Raw genomic sequence first — 12,533 nt, forward strand, 5'->3', positions numbered from 1 at the left:
ATCCACTGCCAACGGGCATCGGATTGCAGAACACGAATGGATGACCCAGCGCACACTCGTGCGCCGCGATGCCCGGCATTCGCGCTGTCGCAGGCAGCGGTTCAGCGATCAGGACGCGTCACTGCACACTGCGCATATGTTTCGCAGCGAGGAGTTGATGTGCGTGGACCGCAGCAACGAAGTCATTTTGGCCGCCACACCCCAAGGCGCAGTGCAATCACCGCTGCTACAGACCGCCGCAAAGGACGCACGCAGGCTACGCAACGCGCGCCGCGCACAATGAGCCGACCATCAGAGGATTGAGCACCGACACCGGCAGCTCACAGAGGGAATGCGGCCCGGCAACTATTGCCAGATGGCGGAGAGAGTGGGATTCGAACCCACGGAAGGTTTGACCCTTCGCCGGTTTTCAAGACCGGTGCCTTAAACCGCTCGGCCATCTCTCCGTATTTCCAGGCAGCCAGGGAGGCCGCCGTCCGTCAGAGGACTCCGGGAAATGCACTGCGCCCGGGCGCGCATTCTCGCATGCCCGGGGCGGTTTTGTTCAACCCGCATCCACCGCGAGTGCGCCGGCGACAGAGGCGCGGATCTTTTCCTTGGCCCGTTCGCAGGCACCGCCGCAGTCCAGCCGCGAGGCTTCCAGTTCTGGTGGCAGGTGTTCGGCAAGGAAGTCGATGAACGCGCGCACCGAGGGCAGCAGGCCGCGACGCGAGGCAAACACCGCGTGACAGATGCCCTGCGGCAGCGACCAGTCGGGCAGCACCACTTCCAGCTCGCCGTTGCGCACCGCTTCGGCGCAGACGGTTTCCGGCAGCATGGTGATGCCGAACCCGTCCTTGACCATCGATTGCAGCAACGGGAAGTCGAAACCGGCGACGCGCGGCTGCAGATCCACGCGGCGCACCGCACCTTCCGGGCCATGCAGCTCCCAGCGCTGGCGCGCTTCGTCTTCACTGATGCTCAGGGTGACATGGCTGGAAAGCTCGTCGGGGTCCTGCGGACGCCCGGCGCGATCCAGATAACGCGGACTGGCCACCAGCAGTTCCTGCACCTGGCCGAAGCTGCGCATCACCAGGCTGCCGTCGTCATCCAGCCGCGACCTTACCCGCAGGGCGACGTCGTAGCCTTCATTGATGATGTCCACCCGACGGTTGCTGATATTGAGCTGCAGCCGCACCTTGGGATACTGCTCCAGGAATTTCGGCAGCAATTTGGGCAGCTGCATCTGCGCCAGTGACACCGGCACGCTGGCCCGTACCAGCCCGCGCGGCTCCGCGCTCAGGCGGTCCACCACTTCGCGCGCGGCCTGTGCCTCGGCCAGCATGGTCTGGGCGTGGCGATGCACGCTCATGCCGACATCGGTGACGGCAAAACGCCGGGTGGAGCGCTGCAGCAGGCGCACACCCATGTCACTTTCCAACTGGCTGATGCGCCGGCTCAGGCGCGATTTCGGGATGCCCAGCGCCCGCTCCGCGGCGGCAAAGCCACCGTGGTCCACCACCATTGCGAAGTAGTAGAGGTCATTCAGGTCTTGCATGGCGGTAGTTCCATATTCAGAACGATTGGTGACATTCAATCACCTTTATCCCAAATTGGCAACGATGTACTTTTCTCTCCCTCGCGGCGATCCCTGCCGCTTATGAGCGGGAATTCCCCATGAAAGTGCTGCATATCGACTCCAGCGTACTGGCCGACAACTCGGTGACGCGTGAACTCTCCGCCGCGGTGGTCAACGGCCTGCGGGCGCAGCTGCCGGGGGTGGAAGTGACGTATCGCGACCTTGATGCCGTGCCGGTTCCACACCTGAGTGGCAAGTCGCTGGCCAAGGTGGACGAGCTGGACGCCGCCGCCGGCGAACGCGTGCTGCAACAGTTCCTGGACGCCGATGTCGTGGTGATCGGCGCGCCAATGTACAACTTCAGCGTGCCGTCGACGCTGAAAGCCTGGATCGACCGTATCGCGGTGGCAGGACGCACCTTCCGCTATACCGAAGCCGGTCCGGTCGGCCTGGCCGGTGGCAAGCGGGTGATCATCGCCAGCGGCCGCGGCGGCATCCATACCGGCAGCAACGTCGATTTCCAGGAGCCGTTCCTGCGCCAGGTGTTCGCCTTCCTTGGCATCGACACCGTCGAATTCGTGCGGGCCGAAGGGGTGGCCTATTCGCCGCAGCATCGGGTCGATGCACTGGCTGGCGCGCTGGCCTCGATTCCGCAGCTGTTGGCCGAAGCCGCCTGAGCCATTCGAGCCGGCCTCCGTCCCAGCGATGAGGTCGGCAGGCGCCCGCTGCTGGTCGCCCTCCTCCCCCGGCGACCAACCGCCCGACGGCTCCGCAACGGAACGTCACTTTTTGGGCACTGCCCTGTCCGATACGACGGGGCCCGCAATCGCGGGCCCCGGTGTACATCCCCAACGGGCGTGATCGCCGCGCTCAGCCGATGCGTTCCAGCGCACCCATATAAGGCCGCAGCACGTCGGGAACAGTGATCGAGCCATCGGCGTTCTGGTAGTTTTCCATCACCGCGATCATCGCCCGACCTACGGCCACACCGGAACCATTGAGCGTGTGCAGCAGCTCCGGTTTGGCGGTGGCCGGATTGCGCCAGCGCGCCTGCATGCGCCGGGCCTGGAAATCACCACAGTTCGAGCACGAGGAGATCTCGCGATAGGTGTCCTGCGAGGGCAGCCACACTTCCAGATCGTAGGTTTTGATGGCCGAAAAACCCATGTCGCCGGTGCACAGCAGCACCTTGCGATACGGCAGCCCCAGTTTTTCCAGCACCACTTCGGCACACCGGGTCATGCGCTGGTGCTCGGCCTCGCTGTCTTCCGGCTTGCACGCCGTCACCAGTTCCACCTTCTCGAACTGGTGCTGGCGGATCATGCCGCGCACATCGCGGCCACCGCTGCCGGCTTCGGCGCGGAAGCACATCGAATGGGCGGTCATGCGCAGCGGCAGGCGCTCGGCATCGATGATCTCGTCGCGGACGATGTTGGTCAGCGGTACTTCCGAGGTGGGAATCAGGTAACGCTTCGATTCGCCGATCGCGGTCTGGAACAGGTCGTCCTCGAACTTGGGCAGCTGCCCGGTGCCGCGCAGGGAATCGGCGTTGACCAGCACCGGGACGTTGGTTTCCTCATAACCGTGCTCGTTGCTGTGCAGGTCCAGCATGAACTGGCCCAGCGCCCGATGCAGGCGCGCCACCTGGCCGCGCAGCACGGTGAACCGCGCCCCGGACAGCTTGGCGGCGGTTTCACCATCGAGCCAGCCGTTGCGGGCGCCAAGCTCGACGTGGTCCAGCACCGGGAAATCGAAGCTGCGCGGGGTGCCGACACGCGCCAGTTCCACGTTGTCGCTTTCATCCCTGCCGGCGGGGACATCGGCGGCGGGCAGATTCGGAAGCCCCATGGCGATGGCGTCGATGCGCTCGCGCAGTTCGTCCAACTGCACTTCCGAGGCCTTCAGCTCCTCGGCGAACCCGGCCACTTCAGCCATGATCGCCGACACATCCTCGCCCTTGGCCTTGGCCTGCCCGATCGCCTTGGAGCGGCTGTTGCGCAGGCTCTGCAGTTCCTGCGTGCGCACCTGGATGCGCTTGCGGTCGGCCTCAAGGGTTTCCAGCTCGGCCACGTCCAGATCAAAGCCGCGCGAGGCGCGCAGACGTTCGGCCAGTTCGGCGGGCTGTTGGCGAAGAAGGGCGGGATCGAGCATGGCAAACGACACGTGTGGACGGATATTGGGCGCAATTATCGCCTGAACCGGGCGACTCTGCCGTTCGATTCATTTTTCCTGTGCCAGAATCCGAGCGGTCAACACGGTCAACTCCATGCCTGCATCCAACCCGCGCCCCAGCCGCCACATCATGTTCCCGTTGCCACGACGCAGCCTGCAGATCGCAGGGCTCGCCTTCTGCGCTGGGCTGCTGTTGTTCCTCATCGTGTGGCTGGGCAGCCGCGACACCCACGAGTATCGGGCCGGCCCGGTGCAGGCGGACAACCCGATGGCCGAGATTGCCCCCCTGCCCGAGCCGCTTGCCGCCAGCGCCGGGGCCAGCGACATGCCCGATGCGCGGCCGCAGACCCTTGAAGAAAAGCCCAAGCTGGTGGAGACCGCGCCGCCGCAGGTCGTGCCGGAAGCACCGGAGCCGAGCACCACGGCGGCAACGCCGGCACCGGTCGCCAGCGACCTGCCGGTGCCACTGGTAGACCACAGTCCTGCGCCGGCCTATCCGCCGGCGGCATTGCGCAGCGGGGAAAGCGGAATGGTGGTGGTGCGGGTTGATGTGGATGCCAGCGGGGTGCCTGCGGCCGTCACCCTGGTGCAACGCAGCGGATCACGGCTGCTCGATCGTGCGGCACTGGAAGCGGTCCGCGACTGGCGTTTCCAGCCGGCGCAGAACAACGGTCAGGCGGTGCCGGGCAGTATTGAAATCCCCTTCGATTTCAAGCCGGTTCAATAAGCTGAATCCCTCCTGCCCGACCGGCCCCGGGTTCACAGCCGGCTGACACTGCGACCTTCGCTCCGCGCAAGACTGGAGCTGTTCCAGCAACGCCCGAGGCGCCGTGTCGAGGACCCATCCCCAGGAACTGCACGACAGGCTGCGCAACGCGCAGGCTGCCGTCTCCCCCGGGCGGGCGGTTGCGTTGTGGCTGTGCCTGGCGTTGGGGGCGGCCTTGATCATTGCCACGATCGGGTGGTTGCAGCACGAGCGCGGCACGCCAGGTCCTGTCGCCGTCACTCCCGCTTCCGTGCCATCGCAAACCCGGTCGACGCAGCAGGCCGGCTCCGACAACAGCGCCGCGGCGGCACGCCAGCAACACAGGATTGTCCGGGCGGTTTTGAACCGCGGGGCGACCCCGCTGCCAGGCAACCTGCCGCCGGCCTATCCGCCTGCGGCGGTGCGGGCCGGCCTTGAAGGCAGGGTGGTGGCGCGCCTCAGCGTTGATGCGCATGGCAATGTGCGTGATGTGGCGATCGTCGAACATCACGGCAGGGGCGACCGCCAGCTGGACCAGGCGGTGATCGATGCGCTCAGCACCTGGCGGTTCGAGCCGGCAATGCGCGAAGGTCACGCGATCGCCAGCGTGGTGCAGGTGCCTGTGGAGTTCAGGACCGCACGCTGAGGCCGAAGCCGGCGCCGACGGACAGCGTGTCGAAGCCCGGGAACGAAGTCGCCACATTGGCCACGTCGTTGATCCGGACCTCGCCAGTGCTCAATTGACCGGCAATCGCGAAGGCCATCGAGATGCGGTGATCGCCATGGCTTTCAATGGTGCCGCTGCCCAGCGGGCCGCCGTGGATGGTGGCGCCATCTTCGGTTTCATCCACGCGCAGGCCGAGTGAACGCAGGCCGGTGGCCATCGCCGCCAGGCGGTCCGACTCCTTGACCCGGAGCTCGGCGGCGCCGCGCACCACGGTCTTCCCGCTGGCCGCAGCCGCGGCCACGAACAGCGCCGGAAACTCGTCAATCATGTCCGGCACCACGGCCTCGGGAATCTCCGCGCCGTGCAGCGGTGCATAGCGCACCACCAGATCCGCCACCTGCTCCCCGCCTTGCTCGGCGTGATTTTCTTCACGGATGTCCGCGCCCATCAAGCGCAGTGCGGTAAGCAGCCCGGTGCGGCGCGGGTTGAGTCCCACCGAACCCAGGCGCACCTCGGAACCGGGAATGATGCTGGCTGCGACAATGAAAAATGCCGCCGACGAGAAATCCGCCGGCACGCTGATATCGGCAGCGCGCAGGCGCTGGCCGCCACGCAACCGCGCCTTGCCGGGCGAAAATTCAATTTCCACTCCGAACGCGCGCAGCATGCGTTCGCTGTAGTCGCGGGTCGGGTGCGGTTCCACCACGCAAGTCTCGCCGTGGGCATACAGTCCGGCCAGCAATACCGCAGACTTCACCTGTGCACTGGCGACCGGCAGTTCGTAGTCGATGCCCTGCAACGGCTGCCCGCCGTGGATATGCAGCGGCGGGGTGCCATCGGCCCGGGTATCGATTTTCGCGCCCATCTGCGCCAGCGGCGCGGTGACCCGGCGCATCGGCCGCTTGGACAGCGAGGCATCACCGATCAGCGTGGAATCGAAGGGCTGCGCGGCCAGCAGGCCAGCCAGCAGGCGCATGCCGGTGCCGGCATTGCCGCAGTCCAGCTCGCGCGGCGGCGGCTTCAGCCCATCCACGCCGACGCCATGCACGATCCGCTGCGAGGCCGAGGGGGTTTCGATCCGCACCCCCATCTGCGAAAAGATCGTGGCGGTGGCGCGGGTGTCCTCGCCTTCCAGAAAGCCGTCGATATGCGAGGTGCCATCGGCGAGCGCGGCGAACATCACCGCGCGGTGCGAAATCGACTTGTCGCCGGGAATGGCCAGCGTGCCCTGCAGGGCGGAACCTTTGCGTGCAATCCAGTAACACTGAGCGGTCATGCGGGTCCTCTGAATGCTGCTCTTTCCGCAAAAACGCGAAAAAGAAGGGAAGTTGGGGCAAGTGGGGGAATGCGAAGCGCCCTCATCCGTGCTTCGGGCCGGGCTTCGACGCTCGTGGCTTTCCGGATCAGGGCACGGCCACAGGATACGAACCCAGCACCTTGATCTGTGCCGAATGGGCTTCCAGTTCCGCCAGCGCGGCCTGCATCGCCTGGTCTTCGATATGGCCGGCCAGATCGATGAAGAAGCCGTACTCCCATTTGGCCTGGTGCGAGGGCCGCGACTCGATGCGGTTCATGCTGATGCCGTGGCGGGCAAACGGGCTGAGCACGTCGAACAGCGCGCCGGGCTTGTCGTGGATGAACACCAGTATCGAAGTGCGGTCGTGGCCGGAGGGCGGGAAGATCTGCCGGCCGATCACCAGGAACCGGGTGGTGTTGTCGGCATCGTTCTGGATCGGCTTGGTCACCACCTTCTTCAGACCGTAGACGTGGCCGGCGCTTTCGCCACCGATCGCGGCAGCGTCATCGGCATTGCGGGCGCGGCGCGCGCCTTCGGCATTGCTCGATACCGGAATCTTCTCCACCTTCGGCAGATTGGCGCGCAGCCATGACGAGGTCTGCATGAACGACTGCGGATGGGCGTAGATCCGCTCGATATCGTCGATGCGGCCGCTGCGCGACATCAGGTATTGCTGCACGCGCAGCTCGGTTTCGCCGCAGATCTTCAGGTTGGAGGTAAGGAACATGTCCAGCGTGATCTGGATCGTGCCCTGCCCGGAATTTTCCACCGGCACCACGCCGAAATCGGCGTTGCCCGCTTCCACTTCCTGGAACACTTCTTCGATGCTGGCCAGCGGCAAACCCAGCGCCGAGCGACCGAAATGCTTGAGCACGGCCTGCTGGCTGAAGGTTCCTTCCGGGCCGAGGTAGCCGATCTTCAACGGCTCCTGCTGGGCCAGACAGGCCGACATGATTTCACGATAGACATGCACCAGTACTTCATCGCTGAGCGGGCCTTCGTTGCGGTCCACCACCATGCGCAGCACCTGGGCTTCGCGCTCGGGACGGTAGTAGTCCACCGCCGCGGCCAGTTTGCCTTTGGCCTTGCCGACCTGGTGGGCGAACTGCGCGCGCTCGGCGATCAGCGCCTGGATGCTGCGGTCGATGTGGTCGATCTTGGCGCGCACGTCCGACAACACCGGGGCGGCCACAGCCGGGCTTTTTGCGGTCTTGACGATCTTGGGGGGGTTCGCCGGCGTTGCGGCTTTGTCCGCTTTTTCGGAACTGCGCGTGGCTACGGGCTTGCGGGTCAGCTTGGGCGGCTTGGAGGCCATATCGGATTCCGTTTATTTCAAGGCGGGGATGGCAGCACCCTCACCGCAGAGCGGCATGGCTGTGATGTGCAATGGGAGTCAGCCGTGACGTTGCTGGAAGTCGCGCATGAACGTGGCCAGTGCCTCGGCACCGGCCAGCGGCATCGCGTTGTACAGCGAAGCGCGGATCCCACCGACGGCCTTGTGCCCCTTCAGCGCCAGCAATCCTGCCGCCTTGGCTTCACTGACAAAACGCGCGTCGAGTTCATCGCTGGGCAGGAAGAACGGGATGTTCATGCGCGAGCGCACCGCAACTGCAACCTCGTTGCGATAGAAACCGCCCGAGCCATCGATGGCGGCATAGATCCTTGCCGATTTGGCAGCGCTACGGCGAGCGAACTCTTCAACGCCGCCCTGCGCCAGCATCCACTTGAACATCAACCCGGCCAGATACCAGTTCCAGGTCGGCGGCGTGTTGAGCATCGAATCACGCGCGGCGTGGGAACGGTAATCGAAGATGTCGGCGCGCGGCTGGCCGCTGCGCTCGAGCAGATCGCGGCGGATGATCACCACCGAAATCCCGACCGGTCCCAGATTCTTCTGCGCGCCCGCATAGATCACGCCGTAGCGGGAGATATCGATCGGCTCGGAGGCGATCGAGGAACTGAAATCGGCAATCAGCGGCACATCGCCCACGTCCGGGTTGTCGCGGAACTCGACGCCATGGATGGTTTCGTTGGCGGTGATGTGGACATAGGCGGCATCGGACGAGAGCTGCCAGGACGCACGTGGCGGAATGTCGTGGAAACCGTCCGCCTCGCCAGTGGCGGCGATGTTGACGTCGACATACGGCCGCGCCTGCTTGATCGCCGTCTTGCCCCAGTGGCCACTCACCACATGGTCAACGCGCTGACCGGGAGCGGCGAAATTCAACGGCAACAACGCCTGCTGGGTGGTGGCGCCCCCGGCCAGGAACAGCACCGCATAGTCGTTGGAAATGCCCAGCAGCGTGCGCAGATCGGTCTCGGCCTGCTGCGCTACTGCCATGAACTCGGCACTGCGGTGGCTGATCTCCACGATCGAAGCACCTGCGCCATTCCATTCCAACATTTCCTCCTGCGCCTGGCGCAGGACCGGCTCCGGCAGCGTTGCAGGGCCTGCACTGAAATTGAATGCGCGCGTCATCTCACACCTGTAGGACTTTGGCCCTAGTATGCCGCAGCGCAACAGGCTTGGGGACGGTGGAATTTGGTTGCATTTGCACCCAATTACCGCAGTGCACCGCGCATGCCAGCTCCCGCTCTATCGTCCGGACAATGCCAGCAACAGCGCGAAAATTTGCCGATCAGCGGGCGCCGAACAACAGCAACGCACTGATCAGCACGCCCAGCAGCACGGCGCTGAGCAACAACCACGGCCAGCGCCGCGACCGACGCGTAGCCGCTGCAACCGGCATCGCCTCGGCCGCACCGGCATCGTCGTCATTGGAGGCCTTCCCCTCGCAGGCGGGCGGACGCGGCAGCAGCGGCACTTCCAGCACGAAACGATGATGGCCATCGAACACCACCTGGTCGCCCGGCTGCAGCCAGCAATGCCTCACCGGATTGCCATTGACGACACTGCCGTCGGCCGACCCCAGATCCCGCAGCAGCACCTTGTCGCCGTGGCACTCGATGCGTGCGTGGCCGGCGGCGAACGCGGGATTGTCGATCTCGATATCGGCCTCGCGGCCACGCCCCACCAGCCGCGGAGAATCCAGGGTAAAGCTGCGACCGTGGTGCTGACCGCCCACTCCCCGCAACAGCACCTGAGGGTTGTCCGCATCGACCGCGACGGGCCCGGGTGGATGCGTCAGCGTTTCACAATCGCCGCGCACCACCATTTCCACGCCATCGGCATACACCGCATCACCGGCGCGCAGCATTGCCATGCGCCTCACAGGACGACCGTTGACGTGGATGCCACGGATGCCGTTGGCGACCTGCAGCCACAGTCCGCGATCATCCAGACAGTACTGGGCCAGAAGCAACGGACCGACGCTGCCATCGTCAAGCCGCACGGTGCCGGAGGCATGACGCACAATGCGCTGCACACCCGGTTGCAATGGCTGATCGGGCTGTTGGCGGTTGCTGAAATGGACTTGCAGGCTAGGCACCGGCGCAGCCTATCAGGTTGACCCGGGATGCAGAAGATAGTGCATGGGCACTTGGACTGTGGCGCGGGGATACGCACAATGCCGCTCTCCCAATCCATGCCGTACCGTCAGGAGTTCCATGTCCACCATCGATATCCGCCACGCCCATTCCCTGCCTGCCGATAAAGCCCGCGCCGCGATTGATGAGGTCGCACGCAAGCTGCAGGAGCGGTTCGAGATGAACTCGCGCTGGGACGGCGAGATCCTGCGTTTTTCGCGCTCCGGCGTGGAGGGTGCGATCGAACTGCTGCCCAGCCAGGTGCGGGTGACCGCCGAGCTGGGATTCCTGTTGTCGGCGATGAAGGGAATGGTCGAGTCGGAAATCCAGCGGGTTCTGGCTGACAAGCTGGGCTGAAGGTCATAACGCCATCACGTGGCGCAGTACCCGCTGTGGCTAGGCTGATTGGGACGCGATCAATCCCAAGGGAGCATGCCCATGACCAAACACGACCACACCTCTGATGCTGCATCGGGCCCGAACCTGCACGATCAAGCTGAACGTTTGAGCCGCCGGGTCAGCGAGTCGGCCCACCAGGTATGGCTGGCCGGTCTGGGTGCGCTGGGTCGCGCGCAGGCTGAAGGTGGCAAGCTGTTTGAAACCCTGGTCAAGGAAGGGGAATCCTGGGAAGCGCGGTCTCGCCAGGATTCCGAACGCGGCGACAGCCTGCGTGACACGGTGGAGACCACCCTGGGCCAGGCCCGCGAACGTGCGGCCGGCACCTGGGACCGGGTCGAGAAGAGCTTTGATGACCGTGTGCAGCGGGTTCTGCGGCGCCTGCAGATTCCCACCCGAGACGATATCGAAGTACTCAACGAGCGCCTCGACGCGCTGAACAGCCGCCTCAACCGTAGCGAAGCCAACGCTGCCCGCCACGACGCGGAGCACTCTTCCGGGACTGCGACGCCGCCGCACACCGAGTGATGTTGCAAAGCAGCATAAGTTCGGCGAAAATAGCCCGCACCCGCCAGCAACACCGAGCGCCGTTTGATCCCCTCCCCTCACGGCGCCCGGATGGCGGGTTTTTCGTGGGCCCGCATCCATCTGGAAAAGCGCGGCAGAGCACTGCGGCCGCGTTTTTACGTGCGCCAGCACCGCGTGTGCCACCCCGCCCCGCAGATCTGGGGCGTCCTCCCATTGATACTGGATATCGGCCTACCCCGTTTGGCCGTAGTCCGCCGCTGTCCCGTCCGCTCATTTTCCAGGGCCCGCGGCGAGGCCTTTCGTCCGGGCGGCGCGCGATCACCGCAGCTGCAACGATTTCCGGCTTGACCCAACTGGACGTGATTGCATGCTGTCCTGCGTTTCTTCGGCGCGTCCATGGACCGCGAAGGTGACCCGTGCGAACCACCGGTCGCGCGGCGCTATTCACGCGGGAACTGCAATTGCTCCTGTCCCCGCTGCGGATGCAAAAATAGGCCTCCACGGGCGCCCGCGATGGACGCGCCAGTCCTGCGCCCGCAGCAGATTCGATGAACGCCGCCATGAAGATTTCCCGCAACGACACCCGCACAGATTCCCCGACCCCACAGGCACTGCATGGCCAGTATCTGAAAGCGGAAACCGTCGAGGACTTCCGCCGCAACCTGGCGGTGATCAACGCCCGGATTGCCGCGGCCTGCCATCGCGTGGACCGCAGCGCCGATCAGATACGGCTGTTGCCGGTCAGCAAGACCATCGATGAGGCCCATATCCGGCTTTCATACGCGGCGGGCTGCCGTTTCCTGGGCGAAAACAAAGTGCAGGAGGCCTATCAGAAATGGGAAGCCATGCAGGACCTTGGAGATCTGCGCTGGTCGGTCATCGGCCATCTGCAGACCAACAAGGCCAAGCGGGTGGCGCGGTTTGCGGACGAGTTCCAGGCGCTGGACAGCCTGCGCGTGGCCGAAGCACTGGACCGGCACCTGCAGCACGAGGGCCGCAGCCTGGATGTCTTAGTACAGGTGAATACCTCGGGGGAAGCCAGCAAATACGGCCTTCCGCCCGCCGAGGTGGCCGGCTTCCTGCAGGAGCTGCCCGCGTTTTCCGCGCTGCGGGTGCGCGGATTGATGACGCTGGCCTTGCTGTCAGCCGACAGCGGACGCGTGCGCCAATGCTTCATCCGGCTACGCCAATTGCGCGATCAACTGCGGCAACAGGCACCCGCGGCGATCGGACTGGACCAGCTGTCGATGGGCATGTCCGGCGATTTCGAGATCGCCATTGAAGAAGGCGCGACGGTGGTGCGGGTCGGCCAGGCGATCTATGGCGCCCGTGCCACGCCCGACAGCCTGTACTGGCCGACGCCGGCCGGCGCCAGGTGACAGCTCTCGCCACGCCGGGCTGTGCACGCACATGGCCGTCGGCTCTGTCACCCGATGGAGCCGGGAAGCCGGCGTAGCGGCTTGGCGGCAATCGCGCAGGGTTGGCGCCCAGCCGGCGGCTTCGGGCGGGCGTGTGCAATTGCTGCAACTGCCTGCAACCGGCGCCTGCCTGCTCCAGGATTCCACTTCCATGTTGACGATCATTCCCAGCGCCACGATTGCCCACTGGCGGGCCAGGCGTTCTGTGCAATCGTCACCCTGATCGCATCGTTTCTACGGCTGAGGCGAGATGCCGGCAGGACATT

At 65.2% G+C, this 12,533-nt stretch carries 12 protein-coding genes and 1 tRNA gene; 6 read left to right on the plus strand and 7 right to left on the minus strand.

Features of this window, described 5'->3' with window-relative positions:
- Window positions 1–356: 356 nt before the first annotated feature.
- Together QZH66_RS04925 and QZH66_RS04930 are read right to left on the minus strand one after the other, a co-directional pair.
- Window positions 357–446: transfer RNA gene (locus tag QZH66_RS04925), tRNA-Ser, on the minus strand.
- Window positions 447–544: 98 nt separating this feature from the next.
- Window positions 545–1,537 (minus strand): LysR substrate-binding domain-containing protein, encoded by a 993-nt coding sequence (locus QZH66_RS04930; protein WP_305804848.1) that lies wholly within the window; start codon window positions 1,535–1,537, stop codon window positions 545–547.
- A gap of 119 nt (window positions 1,538–1,656) precedes the next feature.
- Between QZH66_RS04930 and QZH66_RS04935 the strand changes: the two genes are divergently transcribed.
- The gene (locus tag QZH66_RS04935; RefSeq protein WP_305804849.1) at window positions 1,657–2,235 is read left to right on the plus strand and encodes an NAD(P)H-dependent oxidoreductase; all 579 of its coding nucleotides are present in this window, start codon (window positions 1,657–1,659) and stop codon (window positions 2,233–2,235) included.
- Between the two features lie 193 nt (window positions 2,236–2,428).
- Here the strand turns inward: QZH66_RS04935 and serS are convergent, their stop codons facing one another.
- The gene (gene serS, locus QZH66_RS04940; RefSeq protein ID WP_305804850.1) at window positions 2,429–3,709 is read right to left on the minus strand and encodes a serine--tRNA ligase; all 1,281 of its coding nucleotides are present in this window, start codon (window positions 3,707–3,709) and stop codon (window positions 2,429–2,431) included.
- Between the two features lie 115 nt (window positions 3,710–3,824).
- On the opposite strand from serS, the gene QZH66_RS04945 reads away from it, so the two are divergent.
- Window positions 3,825–4,457: a TonB family protein gene (locus QZH66_RS04945; RefSeq protein WP_305804851.1), complete on the plus strand. Its 633-nt coding sequence runs from the start codon at window positions 3,825–3,827 to the stop codon at window positions 4,455–4,457.
- A 103-nt stretch (window positions 4,458–4,560) separates the two neighbouring features.
- Window positions 4,561–5,121 carry an energy transducer TonB gene (locus QZH66_RS04950; RefSeq protein WP_305804852.1) on the plus strand — a complete coding sequence of 187 codons (561 nt, stop codon included), beginning with the start codon at window positions 4,561–4,563 and terminating at the stop codon, window positions 5,119–5,121.
- Here the strand turns inward: QZH66_RS04950 and aroA are convergent.
- The 4 genes from aroA to QZH66_RS04970 all read right to left on the minus strand — a co-directional run bounded on the left by aroA (window position 5,105) and on the right by QZH66_RS04970 (window position 9,888).
- A complete protein-coding gene (gene aroA / locus QZH66_RS04955) occupies window positions 5,105–6,418 on the minus strand; it encodes a 3-phosphoshikimate 1-carboxyvinyltransferase (protein ID WP_305804853.1) in 1,314 nt (437 codons plus the stop codon). The two genes, QZH66_RS04950 and aroA, sit on opposite strands and share 17 nt — an antisense overlap.
- Before the next feature lie 127 nt (window positions 6,419–6,545).
- A complete protein-coding gene (pheA, locus tag QZH66_RS04960) occupies window positions 6,546–7,754 on the minus strand; it encodes a prephenate dehydratase (RefSeq protein WP_305804854.1) in 1,209 nt (402 codons plus the stop codon).
- A gap of 78 nt (window positions 7,755–7,832) precedes the next feature.
- Window positions 7,833–8,918, minus strand: coding sequence for a 3-phosphoserine/phosphohydroxythreonine transaminase (gene serC / locus QZH66_RS04965; protein WP_305804855.1), 1,086 nt, complete (start codon window positions 8,916–8,918; stop codon window positions 7,833–7,835).
- A gap of 160 nt (window positions 8,919–9,078) precedes the next feature.
- Window positions 9,079–9,888 (minus strand): FHA domain-containing protein, encoded by an 810-nt coding sequence (locus QZH66_RS04970; RefSeq protein ID WP_305804856.1) that lies wholly within the window; start codon window positions 9,886–9,888, stop codon window positions 9,079–9,081.
- 118 nt (window positions 9,889–10,006) lie between these two features.
- Here QZH66_RS04970 and QZH66_RS04975 point away from each other — a divergent pair, with 118 nt between their 5' ends.
- From QZH66_RS04975 to QZH66_RS04985, 3 genes are all read left to right on the plus strand, one after another.
- The gene (locus QZH66_RS04975) at window positions 10,007–10,282 is read left to right on the plus strand and encodes a polyhydroxyalkanoic acid system family protein (RefSeq protein WP_305804857.1); all 276 of its coding nucleotides are present in this window, start codon (window positions 10,007–10,009) and stop codon (window positions 10,280–10,282) included.
- A gap of 81 nt (window positions 10,283–10,363) precedes the next feature.
- A complete protein-coding gene (locus QZH66_RS04980; protein WP_305804858.1) occupies window positions 10,364–10,849 on the plus strand; it encodes a phasin family protein in 486 nt (161 codons plus the stop codon).
- A gap of 560 nt (window positions 10,850–11,409) precedes the next feature.
- A complete protein-coding gene (locus QZH66_RS04985; RefSeq protein WP_305804859.1) occupies window positions 11,410–12,228 on the plus strand; it encodes a YggS family pyridoxal phosphate-dependent enzyme in 819 nt (272 codons plus the stop codon).
- Window positions 12,229–12,533 lie beyond the last annotated feature (305 nt).

Source organism: Stenotrophomonas sp. YIM B06876, from assembly GCF_030711595.1.
Classification (GTDB): domain Bacteria; phylum Pseudomonadota; class Gammaproteobacteria; order Xanthomonadales; family Xanthomonadaceae; genus Stenotrophomonas.